Here is an 18,992-nt window from a genome sequence, read left to right as displayed (position 1 = left end):
GTGCTTTTATCAGGATATTTGTGCTTGATACGTCGTCAGTCTGCTCTTGGGCGCAGGGCCCAGTTACTTTGTCTTAGACACAAAGTAACCAAAAGTCAAGCCGGAAAAAACCTTCCACCCACAGGCCATACTCCTTGGCCCGGTTTTCCGGCAGCCCTATACTCGTTTTCTTAGTAGAAAAGTTCTTTAAATACCTTTTAAGAGGGCTGAGATGAGGTACTAAGATAATTAACGGCTACTAACAGCTAATTTAAGCGACAAAACCACTTACTTCATTAACTACATTGGTCGGTTTAAACTTAGCTTGATTTATATATGCCGCGTAGCGCCTGCCTGTTGCTGATACTGATGCTGTTTGCTTATCCATTATTTGCGCAGCCTAATGCCGCGCAGCAGCCGGGTAACGGCAACCCGATCATCCCCGGCTACTTTGCCGACCCGACCGTTAAAAAATTTGGCGACACCTATTACATTTACGCCACTACCGATGGCAATGGCGGCGGCCACGGCCCATCGCAGGTATGGACATCAAAGGATTTTGTGAACTGGATCATGCACGACATGAACTGGCCAACCACCAAATTCATCTGGGCGCCCGATGTTACTTTGGGTAATGATGGTAAATACTACATGTACTACTGCCAGCCCGTTGAAATTTTTGGTGCATGGAGTAATACCCCTGTCGGCCCCTGGACACCGTTGAACGCGGACAATATATCCATCGTATCAAACTTAATGGTACCCAACGTAATCACGCTGGATGGGCAAACCTTCAGGGATGACGACGGACAGTTTTACATGCACTGGGGTACCTGGGGAATATACCCCAACAGCGGCGCGGGCGTTGGCAGGCTTAATGCCGATATGAAAACCTTTTCGGTGCTGGATAAGGTGCCTAACACCATCGCTAAAGATTTTTTTGAAGCGCCGTTCATGTTTAAACGCAAGGGTATCTATTACCTCACCTATTCATCGGGCTATTGCGAAAACGAAACTTACCGTGTGCAATATGTAATGAGCAACAAAGGCCCGATGGGGCCATTCACCTACGGTAAAAACAACCCCATACTTACCACCAATGCCGATGGTACGGTACACGGCCCGGGCCATCAATCTGTTATTGAGGTTAATGGTGAGTATTATATAGTTTACCACCGGCATAACAACCCGCATTCGGGCGGCGGCTTTCACCGGCAGGTTTGTGCCGATAAATTGGTTTTTGATAAAGATGGCAATATTGAAAAAGTAATTCCGACACATACAGGCATCGGCTTTTTGGCTAAAAATACCATCACGGCTCCCGACCTGGCCTACCAAAAACCGGTTACTGCCTCTTCGTTTTACAGTGAGGATTTTAAGCCGGAATTTGCCCTCGATAACAACAACGGCACCCTCTGGAAATCAGGCGGAAATCAATCCCCCGCCTGGCTGCAGGTTGATCTGGGTAAAACCCAAACGGTGAAAACCGTACTCACCCAGTTTGAATATCCTACCTGGTATTATCAATATTTGATTGAATACTCTACGGATGGCAAACAATGGCAAACCTTTGCCGACAGAACTGATAACCTTCAACATGGCAGCCCCATGGTTGATAAAGCAAATGTTAAAGCCCGCTACATCCGGATCACCATATATAACACGGAATACCCCGGCCTGTACAAAGCGATATGGAATGTAAAAGTTTATGGTACCGATCTTGCGCTGCCTCAAAACGACATCATAGCCTCAGCCAAACAACCAGATGTGCAACATCAAGGTATGTTGGTAGATGTGAATGCTGATAAACTGATGCCGGGCGAAGCGGTTAAAAAGTGGGCAAACCAGGGCAAACAGGGCGGCAACTTCACCGCGGGGAGCAATGCCCCGGTAGCAGACATGGTAGCCGGTCGCAAGGCGCTGGTATTTACCGGGAGTGAACGACTGGGATCTGATTTTAAGGTACCCTTATCATTAACCGGTAACAGCAGCTATACCGTATCGGCCTGGATCTATAACCCTGCCATCCAACCGGAAGAGCCTTACCTTACCTGGACCAATGGTGATTACGACCTGAGCAACGCCATATTCGGTTACGGTAGCAGTAAGGATTTTGGCGCGGTGCAGCACTGGGGCTGGGGCGATATCGCTTATATCAACACGCCCGAAGCAGCTAAATGGCATCACATAGCCGTTACCTTTAATGGCAGTATCGAGAAAATTTTTATTGACGGCAAGCCGGATAACAGCGAAGGCAAGATGCTTTTTTTACGCCCGGCCAAAAATATGCTGATCGGCGGGTTGGATGATAGCCGTACCGGGTTTAGCGGGGCTATATCCGCCTTGCAGGTGTATGATTATGCACTTACGGATTCGGCGGTAACAGCCTTGGCATCTGCTATTACTAAAGAGCCTATCGGCTACTACTTCGACGCGTCTAAACTAAATTATGGCCAACTCAACCAATGGGTAAACGAAGGTGCCGCAGGTGGACGATTCTCCGGGAACGCTGACCTCGAAGTTAAAGATGTAGCCGGACGGATGGCAGTTGCAAATATCAAAAGCATCCACCTAAAAAGCGGGCAACCGTTGCCAACCTACACGTTGGGCATGGCTTTTTACGGAGCAATAGACGGTTTTGAAAGATGGCATTATCTAACTATAGCGGCAAACGGCAGCAATACAAAATCATTTGTGGATGGTAAAGAGGTTGCCGCTGGTTCTCCGCTTATCAAAAATGATGATGGATATACCCTTTCATCCGATATAGATATAGATGGCAAGCGTGTGCCTGTTAACAGCATTGCCGAATTGATCATATTTAACGAAACACTTAGCAATAACGAACTGCACTTGCTCAGCACAGCATGGCAGAATAAACTAAGGACACCTTCTAAAGCGCCATTGATAATTGAAAATCCAAAGGCATTAAGTCCGGACATGATTGCCATGCAGGCCGATACCACCGGCAACAGCGGCAGGCAATATTACTTTACCGAAACAACCGGCCATGCCGGTGGGCGATCAAGCGGGTGGACGAACGAATCCTATTTTGTGAACGATGGCCTGCAGCCTAACACCGGTTACAGCTACACCTTAAAAACGCGCGATGCATCGGGCAATATATCCGCAAGTACTAAAGCGTTTAAGTTAACTACATCGGCCAAGAATTTCATTACGCTGCGCGATTATTTTAACAAGCCGCACAACTATTTAACCACCGGCGCAAAGGGCACGGTTTGGGCAGATTTCATCGGCAAAGCCACTCAGCAAACGGCCGATCAAATAGCCGTTGATACCGGCGGCTTGCTGCTTGCATCAACCGACTCAAAATGGGACGGGAATAAGCCTTATGGCCCGTTCCTTTATAAAACCGTTACCGGTAATTTTGTGGCCGAAACTCAGGTTACTGATGTGAGCGGCTTGCGTGAGAAAAAAGTTTCAGGATCAAACGAAGCAGGTTTAATGGTTAGGCTGGCGACAGATAGCTCAGACAAAACCGACGAACTGGTACAGAACGGTATTTTTACCGCATGGAGTGTGGGCAACCTGGTTACTAACCTGCATAACGGCAACCGTATGCAAAGCAATAACCAATCGGGATTTGATTTTTACCCGCACTTGCAGATACAGTGCAGCGGCAACTTGTTTTACCTGCGCGGCAGTAATGATGGTAAACGTTGGAACAACCTGCCCGGCAGCCCGGTACTGCGCCCTGATCTGGATGGTAAACCCCTTCAAATCGGTTTGTATCAGGCCATTTATGGCGGGCGCAGCGCTTATGGCAGATTTAAATATTTTAAACTGGTACAGCCTAAAACAACAACTGCCAGGTAAAACCCGGCAGTTGTTGTTTATTAAATCCCTTCGCTACCCCTAACCGGTGGCTCGGTTTTGAGCAGGTGTTTGATAAAGAAATTCTTTTTACTGCGGCGGCCGTATACACCGCCATCGCTATGGCCCATGCCCGGTATAACCAGCAGCTCAAAATCCTTGTTAGCCTTTATCAACTCATCCGCGAAACGCAGGGTTGATTCAGGCGGAACGTTCTCATCGGCCTCCCCTACGATCAGCATTAAGTTACCTTGAAGTTTGGCTGCATTGGTAATGTTTGATTGCGCGCCATAATGCGGACCAACCGGGTAACCCATCCACTGCTCATTCCACCATTGCTTGTCAATACGGTTATCATGACAACCACAGGCGGCTACGCCCACCTTATAAAATTCCGGGTGAAACAGCAGGCCGCCCGCGGCATTTTGTCCGCCGGCCGAGGTGCCGTATAAACCTACCCTACTTACGTCAACCTGTGGATATTTAGCGGCAAGTGCCTTCATCCACAAAATACGATCCTCAAAACCGGCATCAGCCAGATTTTTCCAGCATACGTCATGAAAAGCCTTTGAGCGGTTTGCCGTACCCATGCCATCTATCTGCACTACAATAAAACCCAGTTGGGCAATGCTCTGCATCTCGTTAACAGCTGCGAAATTTTTGGGTACAAATGAGTCCTGCGGACCGGCGTAGATGTTTTCAATAACCGGGTAGGCCTTGTTCGGATCCATATTGGCCGGGCGATAAACCACACCCCAGATATCCGTTTTACCGTCGCGGGCCTTAGCCACAAAAACCTCTGGCAGTTTAACGCCGGTAGCCAATAATTTTGACAGATCGCCCATTTCTAAATCGGCTATCTTTTTACCTGTGGCGGTATTGCGCAAAGCTACCACGGGCGCTACGTTAACCTGTGAGTAAGCATCGATCATGTACTTTCTATCCGGCGAGTAAGTTACCTGGTGGTTGCCTTTTCCGGGGGTCAGGTCAATTAAGCCCTTGCCGTTAAAACCAATGCGGTAATAGTGTATAAAGTAAGGGTCCTCACCAGCGTTCATGCCGCTGCCTTTAAACCATAACTGCCTTTTTTGTACGTCAACACTATCAATATCGCGCAGCACCCAGTTGCCTTTGGTTATCAGTTGTTGCTTGCCGGTAAGTGTATTTACCAGGTAAGCGTGCCGCCAACCATCCTGCTCGGTTACCCATACCGCTTCGTTGGTTTTGGGCAGATAATAGGTAAATATCCGCTGCTCATAAATAAACGTTTTGGTACGTTCATCAATAATATTACGCGTTTTTCCGGTTTGGCAATCCACCTCTATCAGCCTGAAACGCTGATGCCCGCGGTCAACCTTCTCAAAAGTAAAGTATCGGCTATTACCTTCGCGGAAGTGTAGTTCTGGCGCGCCAAAAAAGTCTATCTTATCGGCCTCAACCTTCAGTTGCTTTTTTGTTTTTACGTTGAAAATAAAAGGCTCATAGCTGGTAAAATCATCACCGGGTTGGGCATAATCATGGCTGCGTAACTGGCCGCGGGTGGTGCCCTCAACCGAACTCAGCACATAATAAACATCCTTTATTTTCTTATAGGTGACACGATAGCCAATGATATACTTCCCGTCAGGCGACCAAGCAAACTCGTTATAAGGCACCTCAGACGTTCCGTCGGTACTTAAAGCAATCTCTTCGCCGGAGTTTTTATTTTTTATGACCAGATTGCCTTTCTTTTGCGTCGCCGTCCATTGCCTGTCTGGCGATACCGAATCGGTATAAAAACCACTCCAGCGGTACCGGCGGCGTTGCAGCGGGCGATTAGGGTTATAAGCCTGCTGGTCGGGCTTGGTAGTTTTTTCAGCCTTATAGTTTTTAAGATCACATTTCAGCCAGTCGGCACCGCTTTTAAAGGTTATGCTACCATTATCATTACTAAAAAACATATCGCTTATCCAAAGCCTTTTACCGTCAACCTTTTTATCAGTCACCTTTTCAATGGCCTTGGCCAGGCGTTCCTGGTCAAATGCTTTTTGCTTTTTGCCTGTAGCGGCATCAACAATATAGTATTCGACCTCGCGGTTATCAAGCGATTTCCTGTACCAAAAACGATCTCCGGATGGTTGCCAGTTTGGATTTACATTGGCTACTACGGCTATATTTTTCAGCGCGGTATCTAATGCGTTAGCCTGCCTGAATGATTGCAGCACCTGCTGCTGCGTAGGCATGTAAGGCACGTTTTTTTGCTGCTGCGCCCATGCGGTTTGAAACATAAGCGCCGTTGCGGCAAAACAGGGTATTAGTGATCGGATGTTCATCTGTTTAAATACTTGTTCAGGGAAATTTGGCAGTAAATTACGATACTCGTGCAGTAAAACATAACTTATAGGCGCAGTGGTTAAAATCCGAAAATCATCAGGTAATATTCTATCCTGCTTTGTTATATTGCTGTTACAAAGCGGCATTTGCAAAATGTATATTTCACATTAATGCCTTATTTTAGCCGGATGGAGAATGCGGATTTCAGGCCCGAACTGCGCACGGTAAACGTTACCCGTTACGTTACACCGCTGCGCGAGGGCGGCTCGCTGCCGGCCATTGCCGAGGCCGACGATGATTTTTTATATGTACTCAAATTTAGGGGTGCCGGGCAGGGCGTTAAGGCACTGATTGCCGAGCTAATAGGCTGCGAGATTGCCCGTCTGCTGGGTTTCAGGGTGCCCGAGCTGGTATTCGCTAACCTGGACACAGCCTTTGGACGGTCAGAACCCGACGAGGAGATACAGGATTTGCTGAAAGCCAGCGTTGGCCTTAACCTGGCGCTGCATTACCTGTCGGGCGCTATCACGTTCGACCCGGTGGTTACCCGCCTGGATGAACAGTTGGCTTCGCGCATTGTATGGCTGGATGCCCTGCTGACCAATGTTGACCGTACCCCGCGCAACACCAACATGCTGGTTTGGCATAAGGAGTTGTGGCTGATAGATCATGGCGCATCGTTATACTTTCACCACTCGTGGGATAATTGGCAGGAAATGTCGCTTCGCCCGTTTACGCAGATAAAAGACCATGTGCTGCTGCCGTTGGCCACACAAATTGAGCAGGCCGACGCCGATTTTAAGGCCATCCTGACCAATGAGCGCATCCGCAGCATAGTTGACCTGATACCGCTTAGCTGGCTGGGTAATGAGGAGCCCGAAGCGCGCAGGGATGTTTATTATGAGTTTTTGATCCGCCGCATTGCCGCGTCGGAAGTTTTTGTAAAGGAGGTACAGCATGCCCGAGCCGCAACTGTTTGAGTATGCCGTAGTGCGTGTTGTACCCAGGGTAGAGCGCGAGGAATTTATAAACGTAGGGGTAATATTGTATTGCCCAAAGCAAAAATACCTGGGTTTTGAGTACAAGCTGGATGCCGACCGGCTGAAAGCCCTGTACAGCGACCTCGATATTGACGAGTTGAAGCATCACTTTGCCGCCTTTGAGCAGATCAGCCTGGGCAGTAAAGCCGGGGGGCCTATCGGTACGCTGGATGTAGCATCACGTTTCAGGTGGTTAACGGCTACCCGCAGCACGGTGGTACAATCATCAAAAACACACCCCGGTTTATGCGATGGTGACCCGGCGCAAAAGTTGAAGTTGTTGTTTGAGAAATTGGTTTTGTAATAACTGATCTTATCAATAAAACAGCAATAAATAATTTAATTATACATGATTTGCTTGAAAACAAATTATAATCACAGCTCTAAAACAACAAAATGAAAAACCTTATCACTGCACTTTTATTTACATTGTTTGCTGCTACGGCTTTCGGACAAACTGAATTAGATAAGAAATTATTTCAAGCTGTATCCGACGGCGATTCAGCACGCGTTGAGAAATATCTAAAAGAAGGGGCCGATCCTAACGTACAAAAAGGTGTTGGTTTTTTAAAAATGAGTCAGCTTATAATAGCTGTTCAAAAAAAGCACGTAAAAATAGTTAAGCTGCTTGTGGACAACAAAGCAGATGTCAACTTTAAAGATGCTTTTAAAACCACGTCTCTCATGTACGCCGCACACAGTGGCAATCTGGAAATAGCGACGTATTTGATAACACACGGCGCTGATATAAATGCCAATGACGAGCAGGGAAATAGTGTATTATCTGCTGCTAAAGAAAGTAAAAATCCGGAAATGATTACCTTAATTGAAAGTTCAATCAATAAAAAGGTTTCTGATAAATAGCTGTATGTATAGCACTAATTACTACGATACCTTCATCCAGGTAGCCGACGATTGCCCGGTTACAGCGGCCGATGTTCCGCCGGTAAAGGGCGATAACAAATCAATAGCCAATATCCAGTTTGATATGATGGCGCATCATCCGTATGAGTTTACTTCGGACGATGTGGTATTTGAGGCTTATGCGTTGAAAAATAACATCAGCGGAGCAGAAAAGCAGGCGGCGCGTGAGCAATACTTTTCGAAAGGTCAGGCTTGTTTGCGTGCGTCTACATTGGCTAAGCGTTACGGCTGGGGTATTCATAGCAACGCGGAAGGGAAGGTGGCCATTTATGGTTTGGGCAGCGATGAATATGAACAATACAGCCATAACAAGCAGCTTAAACAGTTAAAGGCCATGCGCTCGAAAAAGGCCTGATTTTTCCACATCATCCTATGAAACAAATTATTGAATGCGTACCTAACTTTAGCGAGGGCATTAATGCCGATACCATTGCCGCGATAGCCAATACCATCAGCAGTGTTGAGGGTGTACACCTGCTTAATGTTGACCCGGGGCATGATGCCAACCGCACGGTGATCACCTTTGCGGGCGAGCCGCGGGCCGTAGTTGATGCTGCCTTTTCCGCCATTAAAACCGCAGGCGAACTGATTGATATGCGCACCCAAAAAGGCGAGCATCCGCGTATGGGCGCTACCGATGTTTGTCCGCTGGTACCGGTACGCGGCATTACCATGGATGAGGTGGTACAATACGCCGATAAGTTGGCCCGCCGGGTTGGCGATGAGTTACAGATACCGGTTTACCTGTACGAAAATTCGCAGACCGATAAGCGCCGGAGCAACCTGTCCATCATCCGCTCCGGCGAGTACGAAGATTTTTTTGAGAAGATACACCAGCCCGGCTGGCAGCCTGATTATGGCCCTGCCGAAATGGATGCCAAACGCGGGGCAACGGTTATTGGTGCGCGCAATTACCTGGTGGCTTATAACATTACGCTTGGTACTACATCTGTAGATATCGCAAAAAAAATTGCTTATGCCGTGCGCGAGAGCGGTTATAAGGGCACGCCAGGCAGCCTTAAGTTTGTAAAGGCCATTGGCTGGTATATGGATGAATATAATGCCGCGCAGGTATCTATGAACCTCACCAATATTGAACGCACCCCGGTTCATTTAGTATTTGAGGAAGTGCGCAGGCAAGCCCAAAAGCTCGGTGCGGAAGTTACGGGCAGCGAACTGATCGGCCTGATACCGCTTACCTGCCTGCTTGAAGCGGGTAAGTATTACCAGGGTAAACGGGAATTAAATTATAACCAAAACGAAACTTCGCTCGTACAAACGGCCGTAAACGAATTGATGTTGGGCGCGTTGGGCGAATTTGATGTGAACCGGAGAGTAATTGAGTACATTTTAGAAATCTGAAAAACCTCGCAACTCTTGTGTTACAATTTAAACAACAGTTGAATATTATTTTGAATTCCTGATTGTTTGTTTTAAATTCGGTAATCACCTAAAGATTAATGAGGCTATCTATTAAACATGTAACACAGCTTGCGCTTTTAATTGTGTTATTTGTAACATGCTCACCCGCCGAAGCCCAGGTTCGTAAAACAAAGAAAATCAACCTTAAACTTAAAACAAGCGGCCAATACGCCGTTTTTGATAGCATTTTAAATGCCGCCAACGTAAGGTTTACTCCGCCTAAGGGCTTCAGGGAAATACCCGCCTTAAATAACGAAGACTTTACTTTTGACTACGCAATGGATATACCGGGCCAGGAGTTTGAAGTTTGGTACCAGGTGCGTTCGCAAAAGCAAAACTGGGCGAGTTACGAGCGTTTTAAAACCGACGAGCAATTAAAGCTGGCCAATCCCGATTCGATTTACCGGGATATCGCACGTGCGCACGCTATTGCTTTTACAGGTCAGCGTGACGCTTTCGCACGTGTGCTGCCCCCTGCCGCGTTAAAGCGTTACAATGCTGATGCAGGCCGATCGTATGTATTAACGCTTGAGGACATGCCCGAAACCAGGCATTACCAGTACGCCTTGCTGATTGCGTTACAAAAGTTTCATACCGGTACTATACTGATGGTTTTCTTTACCAACCAAAAGGACCCGGAATTTTACAAGAACGTAGAGCGCGCGGGCAGCAGCCTCAAATTCAAGGCTATACCGCCAAATGTTAATAAGTTAGTAGATTAAAGTCGCGGTAACTCTTCCGAAATTTTATTTTTGTTGTTACCGGGTGTATTTTTGCACCCTGATAAACTATGTTTACAAATGGCTGAACCGAATTATAGTGAAGATAGCATACGCTCCCTCGACTGGAAAGAGCACATACGCCTGCGCCCGGGCATGTACATTGGCAAGCTGGGCGATGGCTCAGCGTATGACGATGGCATATATGTATTGCTGAAGGAGATTGTAGATAACTCGATTGACGAATTTGTGATGGGCAGCGGCCGCACTATTGAGATAAACATGAGCGACCATAAGGTTAGCGTGCGCGACTATGGCCGTGGTATACCGCTGGGTAAAGTGATCGACTGCGTTTCAAAAATAAATACCGGCGGTAAATATGATAGTAAAGCCTTCCAAAAATCGGTAGGTTTGAACGGTGTGGGTACCAAGGCGGTTAATGCCCTGTCTACCGCTTTTACTGTACAATCATACCGCGACGGGCGTACTAAGATAGCCGAGTTTGCCAAGGGCGAAATTGTTCGTGACGAGCCTGAAAAGGAAACTACACAGCGTAACGGTACCGCCATCAACTTTATGCCTGATGATACCATTTTCAGGCATTACCGCTTTATACCGGAGTTTGTGGAGAACATGATATGGAACTATGTTTACCTTAACTCGGGCCTTACCATTAACTTTAACGGTCAAAAATATTTCTCGGAACGCGGGTTGCATGACCTGCTTAGCCGGCACACTAATCCTGACACCTTACGCTACCCGATCATCCACCTGAAGGGTGAAGATATAGAGATAGCCATGACGCACGGGCAGCAGTACGGCGAGGAATACTATTCGTTTGTTAACGGCCAGCATACCACGCAGGGCGGTACACACCAGGCCGCCTTTCGCGAGGCGGTGGTAAAAACCATCCGTGAGTACTATAAAAAGGAATTCGACGCGGCCGATGTGCGTGCATCTATAGTAGCGGCGATTGCCATTAAGGTGCAGGAGCCGGTATTCGAGTCGCAAACCAAAACCAAGCTGGGCTCACAGAACGTTGGTCCGGACGGCCCGTCAGTGCGCGGTTTTATTAACGACTTTATAAAAAAAGAGCTCGACGATTATTTGCATAAAAATCCGGCCGTTCATGATGAATTATTAAAACGCATTTTGCAATCAGAGCGTGAGCGTAAGGATATAGCCGGTATTAAAAAGCTGGCTAACGAGCGAGCCAAAAAAGCATCGTTACACAACCGTAAACTACGCGATTGTAAAGTACATTTTGACGATAACCACGAGCGCAAACAGGAAACCACGCTATTCATTACCGAGGGTGACTCGGCAAGCGGATCCATCACCAAATCGCGCGATGTAATGACGCAGGCCGTATTTAGTCTTAAAGGTAAGCCGCTCAACTGCTTCGGCCTAACCAAAAAAGTAGTTTATGAGAATGAAGAGTTCAACCTGCTACAGCATGCCCTGAATATAGAGGACGGTATTGATAACCTGCGCTACAACAACATTGTGATAGCTACCGATGCCGATGTGGACGGTATGCATATCCGCCTGCTGCTGATGACCTTCTTTTTGCAGTTCTTCCCCGACTTGGTTAAGGCCGGGCACGTATCTATACTGCAAACACCGCTTTTTCGCGTGCGCAATAAAAAGGAAACTATTTATTGTTACAGCGATGAAGAGCGCCGCAATGCCATTGCCAAATTGGGCAATAAGCCCGAAATAACCCGATTTAAAGGTTTGGGTGAAATATCGCCGGAAGAATTCGGTTTATTCATCGGGAAGGATATCCGCCTTGACCCGGTTATCCTGAAAGATGCCAACATTAAAGGTTTGCTGGAGTACTTTATGGGTAAAAACACACCGGCACGTCAGCAGCACATCGTACAAAATCTGCGTGTTGAAAAGGATGACGAAAGTATTAATCCGCTTGTAGCCGAAGCTGAATTAGCTTTAGCGGTTTAATCTGAAAGTTGTAGCATAAAAACAAATGCCTGCTTAAGTAAAGCAGGCATTTGTTTTTATATCAACCTTTTCACTTTCGTATCAGGTGTTATTTTAAGGTTATCAAGTCCGCTTATCAGGTTTAGTCCGGGTGTTTTACCTTTTTCAAGGGTTCCCCGACTGTCATCTACACCTAAAAACTTCGCCCCATTTATGGTGGCCCATTGTAACAGGCGTTCCAGGCTTATTTGCGGATAGTGTTGCTGTATGGTCAGCATCTCTGACAAAATAGAAAGCGTATGGTTTGAGGCCATGCTATCGGTACCTAAGGTAATGTTGAAGCCCTGGTCAATAAACAGGTTGATCTTCGGTAAACGCTTTTCAATATAAAGGTTGGCATTAGGGCAAAAGCACCAGTTCACCATTTTATCAAAACGCTTAACAAAGTATATATCCTTCAGGTTGGTACAGGTGTTATGTACCAGCAAAATATCCTGGTTATTGCTCAACAGCGGAATGATGGATTGAATGGAATTTCGCGCCTGCGGCTTAAAATATTCAATATCTATTTCTAAAAACTTATACAGATCATTAAACGCGCCGAGCTTATAACGATAAAACTTGTTCTCATCCTCGCACTCCTGATTATGTATGCTGATCAGGTTCTTGCCGGTATCACTGTGTTTTTTTATCAGCCGGAATAACTCCTTTGAAACCGAATACGGCGCATGTGGTGTGATGGACGCGGAAAGCGGCCTGAACGTGTCGAGCGTTTGCAGCGCCTGGTCAAATACGGCCTGCGCGCGTTCGGGCACAAAGCTCATGGCCTCAACAAAAGTATGGTAATAAATTTTGCTTTGTTTTTTTACCGATGCGGTTACGTCGGTATTTGAAATATCGCCCACGGCAACAATGCCGTTGTTGTACATGATCTCATCGGCAGCAGTGGCGGCATTTACAACTTCCTGCTCATCGGCAGTTACATTCCGGCGCATCGTGATTACTTCCTGCACGAAGTTGACCAAACCACTACCGGGCGCAATGCGGTCCTTCATGTGCGAAAGTTCCAGGTGGCAGTGGGTGTTGATAAACCCGGGGCAAATAACCCCGCTTAACTGTTCTATTTCGCCGGGGATGGTTGAAGGGTCGTTGGTGACGGATAGTATCTTGCCATTATCATCAACAGTAACAATTCCATTTTTTATTGGATCGGCATAAACAGGAAAAACGTAATCGGCTCTAAAACTTTTCATTGATATCTGTTAGCATCTTCTAAAACTTCCCCCTGAACTCCTACTCATTCAATTAATACAATTAACTTTTAGTTGTTGTTTTTTAATCAAATAAAAAGAAATGATTTTACAAAAACACAATAACTTTTAAATTTAAGTACTTTTGTGCCGTGAATACCGCAACTGCAAAAACAGATATCCGAAGCTTGACGCTTAACGCTTTACAGGAACAATTTGTTCTTTTGGGCGAAAAGGGTTTCAGGGCCAAACAAGTTTATGAGTGGCTCTGGAAAAAATCATGCGTTTCATTTGACGAAATGAGCAATATATCAAAAGAACTACGTACCAAGCTTGAGCAGAATTTCACTATCAATAATGTTAAAATTCATACTTCACAACTTAGTGGTGATAAAACTATAAAAAATTCTTTTATTTTACACGATAACCACTTAATTGAGGGTGTATTAATACCCACACCTGAGCGTATGACGGCCTGTGTATCATCGCAAGTAGGCTGCAGCCTTACCTGCAAGTTTTGCGCTACCGGTTATATGGAGCGCAAGCGTAACCTTAACCCCGACGAAATTTACGATCAGGTAGTGCTGATTGATAAACAAGCCCGTGAAAATTATAATCAGCCGCTTAGTAACATTGTTTACATGGGCATGGGCGAGCCGCTGCTTAATTACGCTAATATGATGAAATCCATAGAGAAGATAACATCTGAAGATGGACTGAACATGGCCGCGAAGCGCATCACGGTGTCAACAGCGGGTATCGCTAAAATGATCAGGAAACTGGGCGACGACCAAGTGAAATTTAACCTGGCGCTTTCGCTGCATGCCGCTAATGACGAAAAACGCAATACCATAATGCCTATTAACGAGCAAAACTCGCTTAAGGCACTGGCCGACGCGCTTAAATACTACTACGCCAAAACCAAAAACCCGGTAACTTACGAGTATATTATTTTTGACGGCGTGAATGATAACATTCAGGATGCGATGGAACTGGCACGCTTTTGCAAGCACCTGCCCTGCAAGGTTAACATCATTGAGTATAACCCTATCGCTTTTGCCAGCTATATAAATGCCGGCGAAGATAAGGTTGAGGCCTTCGCGGCTTATCTGCGAAAGCAAGGCATCATCACCAACCTGCGCCGCAGCCGTGGCAAAGATATTGACGCTGCCTGCGGACAGCTGGCCATTAAGGAAAAGGAAAAAGCCGTATAAATACATGTGGCTGCGTAATACTTATTTGGCCGATCTGATTTCGCTGATCTTTCCGGAACTGTGCGCGGCCTGTAATACCCGGCTTGTAAAAGGCGAACAGGTTATTTGTACCGTTTGCCGTTTTGATTTACCCTACACCAACTTTCATCAGCAAAAGGAGAATATTGTTGCACGCCAATTTTGGGGTAAGCTTAAAGTTGAAAATGCGTATGCGCTGCTTTATTTTACCAAAGGCGGTAAGGTACAAAACATGGTACACCGCTTTAAGTACGATGGCGAAAAACAGATCGGTGTAACATTAGGCGATATAGCAGGTGAACAGTTAAACGTTGTTAATGAAGCTGATAAGATCGATTACATCATCCCGGTGCCGCTGCATAAAAGCAAGCTGCGCAAACGGGGTTATAATCAGAGCGAACTGTTTGCCGATGGCTTAGCGCAAAGGTTGAACACGTCAGTCGAAATCAATAACCTTATACGTGTTGTAGCTACAGAAACGCAAACACGTAAATCGCGGTTCGCGAGGTTTGAAAACATGCAGCAGGTATTCACTGTGGCCAATGCGGACAGGTTAACCGGCAAGCATGTATTACTTGTTGACGATATTGTAACCACAGGCTCCACGCTCGAAGCCTGCGGTATAGAATTACTTAAGATACCCGGCCTTAAGCTAAGCATTGCCACTATAGCTTACGCTGAGTAAAGCTGATTAATCTTCGTCCTGATCTGTATCGTCGCCAAAATCAAGCGTATATGAGCTTTCTGAAGCGTCATAGGCTTGGCGTGCATTGCTGGTTTCATCAATTTCGCCAAAATCCTCAACGGTATCGTCAAAACCGTTTGAGTGTATATCCTGCTGGCTTGATTGCTCGTCGTTCTGGCTTAACTGGTCGTCTTGCTGTAATTGATCTTCTGGCTCTATCATGATTTCTAATTTAGTGTTTAAATATAACCACGTTACTACTTTGATGTTTTGACAAAGTGCGTAAAGCTGATGTCAATCGGGCAAACGCTTCCATTTTGCTTTGATAAAAAACATGTTTTTATATCGTGGCGAATTAAAAACCAGGTAAAACCCTGTCCGGCTACGATAAACCGTTGGATTGGCATTTAACACATGATGCCCCGGCTTATCCATCTGAATTATAAGCCGCTCAGAACCATAAGGATTTACTGTTGAGATTTTGCCTTTGTAGGTTTTAATTAACCGCTCCTTATCTGTCACAAAAAAATAAACAGAATCGTTCTTTTTAATTTCGAAGCGGAAACTATTGTATTGCCAATCAGCCCATATTCCCGGAAAAAAAGCACGGCCAATTACGTATTCGCCATAATAATCATTACGCGTTAACTTTACTTTTGCGGTAAGTCTTTCTGTTACTAACCCGGCTACAACAGCTAACATAACCCCAATTATTACGATTGCTGACAACTTACCAAACAATGGCTTCTTTGTAAAAAGCCACATTAAGCTAAATATTATCAACAGCGGAATTCCAATGAGTATTAATCCCAGGTTGAAGCCAAAACCCATAATATATTCTACAACAGCCCTTCGTCAGCAAAGCTGAAAAAGCCTTTATCTGTAATAATCAAATGATCGAGCACATTAATATCAAGCATCTTGCCGGCATTAGCTACCTTTTTGGTAAGCTCGATATCCAGCTGACTGGGCTTTAGGTTGCCTGATGGATGATTATGTATCAGGATAATAGCGCTGGCCTGCTGCTGCAAAGCCATGTAAAAGATGATTTTCGGGTCGGCTACCGTGCCCGATATACCGCCCCGGCTCACCAGCTCCTTTGATAATACCTTTGATGAGCGGCTGAGCAACACTATCCAAAATTCCTCGTGGTTAAGATCCATCAGGTGGCGACGCATCAATTTAAATACGTCGTTACTCCCTTTTACCTCTTCGGGCGGTTTACTCTCGGTTTCGTTACGGCGGCGGCCAATCTCAAGGGCGGCTATAATGGAGATCGCCTTGGCCTCCCCTACGCCCTTAAACCGGCACAATTCGGTTATGGATGCTTTGCCCAATTTGTTCAGGTCATTTTCGTAATGGTGAAGTATGCGCTTGCTCAGCTCCACGGCGGATTCATCGCGGCTACCCGAACCTATCAAAATGGCAATCAGCTCGGCGTCGGTAAGCGACCGGCGGCCCTGTCCGCTCAGCTTTTCGCGCGGGCGGTCTTCCTCGGCCCAGGCCTTGATACTGATATGGTTTTGGTAGTCGCTCATAAATGATCCGAATTTATGGAATTTTGCCTGAACCTGAATTATCGTCTGAACTGAATTTTTTAAATTAATGAATAAGCATATTCTTTTAATTCATTAAACCTGGAAATCCCGATCAACGAAAAAAGGGGTAATGCAATGCACTACCCCTTTTCAGTATTGTTTAATAAGTAAAACTTATGCTAAACCGTTAACGAATTTAGTAAGCTTTGATTTATTGTTTGATGCTTTGTTTTTGTGAATAACGTTCTTTTTAGCTAAACGGTCAAGCATAGAAATTACTTTACCTAAAAGTTCTGTTCCTTCAGCTTTAGTAGTTGCACCTCTTAATTTTTTAATTGCATTACGGGTGGTTTTTGCCTGATACCTGTTACGCAGACGCTTCGCAGCATTTGCTCTGATTCTTTTTAATGATGATTTATGATTTGCCATCTTTTATAGCTTGTTATCCTGTATTTTCTAAATTTTAAGAGTGCAAATATACAATCACTTTTTGAATTATACAAAGCCTTTTTAAAAATCATTTTACATTGCATGTTAAAGTTAATCAGCATATTTGGGTATGAAAAAAGCGACGCTAAGCGCGGTTGCCCTTCTAAGCCTGTTTATACTATCGTCATGGGGCTATAACGCCCATCATCGCATCAACCGGATGGCGGTGTATGCCTTACCAAAAGGCATGTTTGCATTTTACAAAGCTAATATTGATTTTATTACCGAGCATGCCATAACGGCCGATAAACGACGGTATGTTGACTCCGCCGAAATACCGCGCCATTTTTTTAATGCCGACCGTTACGGAAAAGCGCCGTTTAAAACTATCCCACGTAAGTGGAAGGATTTTAATAAACGTTATACCCGTGATACCATGCTCAAACACGGCACCCTGCCCTGGACCATACAGCAACGCTACTACTGGCTGGTTAAGGCCTTTAAGGAGCATGATACCACATCTATCCTGCGCAACTCGGCCGACCTGGCGCACTACGTAGCCGATGCGCACGTGCCGTTGCATACAGTACTTAATCATGACGGCCAACTTACCGGGCAGGATGGGATACACGGGCTCTGGGAGAGCCGCCTGCCTGAACTTTTTGCTGATAGATACCGCTACCCTATCAAAAAGGCTAAGTACATCAACAACCCGCTTACACAGGCGTTTGTTATTTGCCAGCGCTCATTCGGTAAAGCCGATAGTGTGTTGCGGTTAGAGCGTTTGCTCAATAAACGTTTCCCTGCTGATAAAAAGTACACGATGGAGAAACGCGGGCAACGAAAAGTAAAGGTATACTCGCCCGAATATTGCCGAGCCTATCATTCCCTTTTAAAAGGCATGGTTGAGCGGCAAATGCGGTCGGCCATGTATGAGGCTGCCAGCTACTGGTTTTCCGCCTGGGTGGATGCCGGGCAGCCTGATTTGAATAAGTTGATTAAGACCTCAGCAACTAAAAATTAGACACTCTTTTTGCTCGACCTGCTTTTAATGGCCGCCCAAATTGGCGGGATGATTGAGAACAGTATGATAGCGAATACTACCAACGTAAAATTCTCTTTCACCACAGGTATATTACCAAAAAAGAAACCGAGGAATAAAAAGCTGACTACCCAGGCAAAACCACCGGTGATGTTATACAAACTGTAACGGCCAAAAGGCATGCTGCCAACGCCCGCCACAAAGGGTGCAATAGTGCGTATAATAGGCAAAAACCTGCTGAAAATAACCGCCTTACCGCCGTGCTTATCAAAAAAGGCTTTGGTTTGCAGGTAGTAATCGAGCTTAAGAATCTTATTATTTTCCTTAAATACCTTGGGGCCTAAATAATTACCCAGCATATAATTTACCGTGTTACCCACAAACGCGGCAACAATGAGCAGTAAGGCTAAAATATAAATATTTAAACCCGTTTGTTCGCCGGCTATTAAGGCGCCTGCTGCAAACAGTAAAGAGTCGCCGGGCAAAAATGGTGTTACAACAAAACCGGTTTCGGCAAAAATGATCAGGAAGAGTATCAGGTAAGTCCAGCCCTGGTAATCATGCGTTATTTGGGCAAGGTGCTTATCAATATGCAGTATAAAATCAATTATGCTTTTTATTACTTCCACAGCGGTAAATTTTGC

The 18,992-nt window shown here is 45.7% G+C and carries 18 protein-coding genes; 11 read left to right on the top strand and 7 right to left on the bottom strand.

What is annotated here, in order from left to right:
- Positions 1–315 precede the first annotated feature (315 nt).
- Positions 316–3,816: a family 43 glycosylhydrolase gene (locus ABD960_RS02615; RefSeq protein ID WP_345329324.1), complete on the top strand. Its 3,501-nt coding sequence runs from the start codon at positions 316–318 to the stop codon at positions 3,814–3,816.
- A 20-nt stretch (positions 3,817–3,836) separates the two neighbouring features.
- Here the strand turns inward: ABD960_RS02615 and ABD960_RS02610 are convergent, their stop codons facing one another.
- Positions 3,837–6,080, bottom strand: coding sequence for a S9 family peptidase (locus tag ABD960_RS02610; protein WP_345329323.1), 2,244 nt, complete (start codon positions 6,078–6,080; stop codon positions 3,837–3,839).
- 216 nt (positions 6,081–6,296) lie between these two features.
- Between ABD960_RS02610 and ABD960_RS02605 the strand changes: the two genes are divergently transcribed.
- The 7 genes from ABD960_RS02605 to ABD960_RS02575 all read left to right on the top strand — a co-directional run bounded on the left by ABD960_RS02605 (position 6,297) and on the right by ABD960_RS02575 (position 12,193).
- Positions 6,297–7,106: a HipA family kinase gene (locus tag ABD960_RS02605; protein WP_345329322.1), complete on the top strand. Its 810-nt coding sequence runs from the start codon at positions 6,297–6,299 to the stop codon at positions 7,104–7,106.
- Positions 7,084–7,470, top strand: a complete 387-nt coding sequence (locus tag ABD960_RS02600; protein ID WP_345329321.1) for a DUF3037 domain-containing protein — start codon at positions 7,084–7,086, stop codon at positions 7,468–7,470. Before ABD960_RS02605 ends, ABD960_RS02600 begins: the two co-directional genes overlap by 23 nt.
- A 92-nt stretch (positions 7,471–7,562) precedes the next feature.
- Entirely contained in the window at positions 7,563–8,030 is a 468-nt protein-coding gene (locus ABD960_RS02595) for an ankyrin repeat domain-containing protein (protein ID WP_345329320.1), read from the top strand.
- Between the two features lie 4 nt (positions 8,031–8,034).
- The gene (locus ABD960_RS02590; RefSeq protein WP_345329319.1) at positions 8,035–8,445 is read left to right on the top strand and encodes a DUF6157 family protein; all 411 of its coding nucleotides are present in this window, start codon (positions 8,035–8,037) and stop codon (positions 8,443–8,445) included.
- Between the two features lie 17 nt (positions 8,446–8,462).
- Positions 8,463–9,452, top strand: a complete 990-nt coding sequence (gene ftcD, locus ABD960_RS02585; RefSeq protein ID WP_345329318.1) for a glutamate formimidoyltransferase — start codon at positions 8,463–8,465, stop codon at positions 9,450–9,452.
- A 98-nt stretch (positions 9,453–9,550) separates the two neighbouring features.
- Positions 9,551–10,234 (top strand): hypothetical protein, encoded by a 684-nt coding sequence (locus ABD960_RS02580; RefSeq protein WP_345329317.1) that lies wholly within the window; start codon positions 9,551–9,553, stop codon positions 10,232–10,234.
- A gap of 78 nt (positions 10,235–10,312) precedes the next feature.
- Positions 10,313–12,193 (top strand): DNA topoisomerase IV subunit B, encoded by a 1,881-nt coding sequence (locus tag ABD960_RS02575; protein WP_345329316.1) that lies wholly within the window; start codon positions 10,313–10,315, stop codon positions 12,191–12,193.
- Positions 12,194–12,249: 56 nt separating this feature from the next.
- On the opposite strand, the gene ABD960_RS02570 is transcribed toward ABD960_RS02575, so the two are convergent.
- Positions 12,250–13,425, bottom strand: a complete 1,176-nt coding sequence (locus ABD960_RS02570) for an amidohydrolase family protein (RefSeq protein WP_345329315.1) — start codon at positions 13,423–13,425, stop codon at positions 12,250–12,252.
- A gap of 149 nt (positions 13,426–13,574) precedes the next feature.
- Between ABD960_RS02570 and rlmN the strand changes: the two genes are divergently transcribed.
- Positions 13,575–14,636, top strand: coding sequence for a dual-specificity RNA methyltransferase RlmN (gene rlmN / locus ABD960_RS02565; RefSeq protein WP_345329314.1), 1,062 nt, complete (start codon positions 13,575–13,577; stop codon positions 14,634–14,636).
- Positions 14,572–15,339 (top strand): ComF family protein, encoded by a 768-nt coding sequence (locus tag ABD960_RS02560; RefSeq protein ID WP_345329313.1) that lies wholly within the window; start codon positions 14,572–14,574, stop codon positions 15,337–15,339. The genes rlmN and ABD960_RS02560 overlap by 65 nt, the downstream gene beginning before the upstream one ends.
- 6 nt (positions 15,340–15,345) lie before the next feature.
- Here ABD960_RS02560 and ABD960_RS02555 read toward each other — a convergent pair whose 3' ends face one another.
- The 4 genes from ABD960_RS02555 to rpsT form a co-directional block, all read right to left on the bottom strand.
- The gene (locus ABD960_RS02555; protein WP_345329312.1) at positions 15,346–15,561 is read right to left on the bottom strand and encodes a hypothetical protein; all 216 of its coding nucleotides are present in this window, start codon (positions 15,559–15,561) and stop codon (positions 15,346–15,348) included.
- A 72-nt stretch (positions 15,562–15,633) separates the two neighbouring features.
- A complete protein-coding gene (locus tag ABD960_RS02550; protein WP_345329311.1) occupies positions 15,634–16,041 on the bottom strand; it encodes a hypothetical protein in 408 nt (135 codons plus the stop codon).
- 137 nt (positions 16,042–16,178) lie between these two features.
- The gene (gene radC / locus ABD960_RS02545) at positions 16,179–16,877 is read right to left on the bottom strand and encodes a RadC family protein (protein ID WP_345329310.1); all 699 of its coding nucleotides are present in this window, start codon (positions 16,875–16,877) and stop codon (positions 16,179–16,181) included.
- Between the two features lie 174 nt (positions 16,878–17,051).
- Positions 17,052–17,306 (bottom strand): 30S ribosomal protein S20, encoded by a 255-nt coding sequence (rpsT, locus tag ABD960_RS02540; RefSeq protein ID WP_194103699.1) that lies wholly within the window; start codon positions 17,304–17,306, stop codon positions 17,052–17,054.
- A gap of 130 nt (positions 17,307–17,436) precedes the next feature.
- On the opposite strand from rpsT, the gene ABD960_RS02535 reads away from it, so the two are divergent.
- A complete protein-coding gene (locus ABD960_RS02535) occupies positions 17,437–18,330 on the top strand; it encodes a zinc dependent phospholipase C family protein (protein WP_345329309.1) in 894 nt (297 codons plus the stop codon).
- On the opposite strand, the gene ABD960_RS02530 is transcribed toward ABD960_RS02535, so the two are convergent.
- On the bottom strand, positions 18,327–18,977 hold the full coding sequence (locus tag ABD960_RS02530; protein WP_345329308.1) for a DedA family protein: 651 nt from the start codon (positions 18,975–18,977) through the stop codon (positions 18,327–18,329). The genes ABD960_RS02535 and ABD960_RS02530 overlap by 4 nt on opposite strands.
- Positions 18,978–18,992: the final 15 nt, after the last annotated feature.

The sequence above is a fragment of the Mucilaginibacter defluvii genome (genome assembly GCF_039543225.1).
Lineage (GTDB): Bacteria > Bacteroidota > Bacteroidia > Sphingobacteriales > Sphingobacteriaceae > Mucilaginibacter > Mucilaginibacter defluvii.
Note: the sequence above shows the minus strand (reverse complement) of the source record. Positions and strands in the feature narration are given on the sequence as shown.

Bases quoted from the DNA above. Each gene is read 5' to 3' on its own strand.
- ABD960_RS02615 (WP_345329324.1), top strand. From the start codon at position 316: ATGCCGCGTAGCGCCTGCCTGTTGCTGATACTGATGCTGTTTGCTTAT.
- ABD960_RS02610 (WP_345329323.1), bottom strand. From the start codon at position 6,080: ATGTTTCAAACCGCATGGGCGCAGCAGCAAAAAAACGTGCCTTACATG.
- ABD960_RS02605 (WP_345329322.1), top strand. From the start codon at position 6,297: ATGCCTTATTTTAGCCGGATGGAGAATGCGGATTTCAGGCCCGAACTG.
- ABD960_RS02600 (WP_345329321.1), top strand. From the start codon at position 7,084: ATGCCCGAGCCGCAACTGTTTGAGTATGCCGTAGTGCGTGTTGTACCC.
- ABD960_RS02595 (WP_345329320.1), top strand. From the start codon at position 7,563: ATGAAAAACCTTATCACTGCACTTTTATTTACATTGTTTGCTGCTACG.
- ABD960_RS02590 (WP_345329319.1), top strand. From the start codon at position 8,035: ATGTATAGCACTAATTACTACGATACCTTCATCCAGGTAGCCGACGAT.
- ftcD (WP_345329318.1), top strand. From the start codon at position 8,463: ATGAAACAAATTATTGAATGCGTACCTAACTTTAGCGAGGGCATTAAT.
- ABD960_RS02580 (WP_345329317.1), top strand. From the start codon at position 9,551: ATGAGGCTATCTATTAAACATGTAACACAGCTTGCGCTTTTAATTGTG.
- ABD960_RS02575 (WP_345329316.1), top strand. From the start codon at position 10,313: ATGGCTGAACCGAATTATAGTGAAGATAGCATACGCTCCCTCGACTGG.
- ABD960_RS02570 (WP_345329315.1), bottom strand. From the start codon at position 13,425: ATGAAAAGTTTTAGAGCCGATTACGTTTTTCCTGTTTATGCCGATCCA.
- ABD960_RS02555 (WP_345329312.1), bottom strand. From the start codon at position 15,561: ATGATAGAGCCAGAAGATCAATTACAGCAAGACGACCAGTTAAGCCAG.
- ABD960_RS02550 (WP_345329311.1), bottom strand. From the start codon at position 16,041: ATGTTAGCTGTTGTAGCCGGGTTAGTAACAGAAAGACTTACCGCAAAA.
- radC (WP_345329310.1), bottom strand. From the start codon at position 16,877: ATGAGCGACTACCAAAACCATATCAGTATCAAGGCCTGGGCCGAGGAA.
- rpsT (WP_194103699.1), bottom strand. From the start codon at position 17,306: ATGGCAAATCATAAATCATCATTAAAAAGAATCAGAGCAAATGCTGCG.
- ABD960_RS02535 (WP_345329309.1), top strand. From the start codon at position 17,437: ATGAAAAAAGCGACGCTAAGCGCGGTTGCCCTTCTAAGCCTGTTTATA.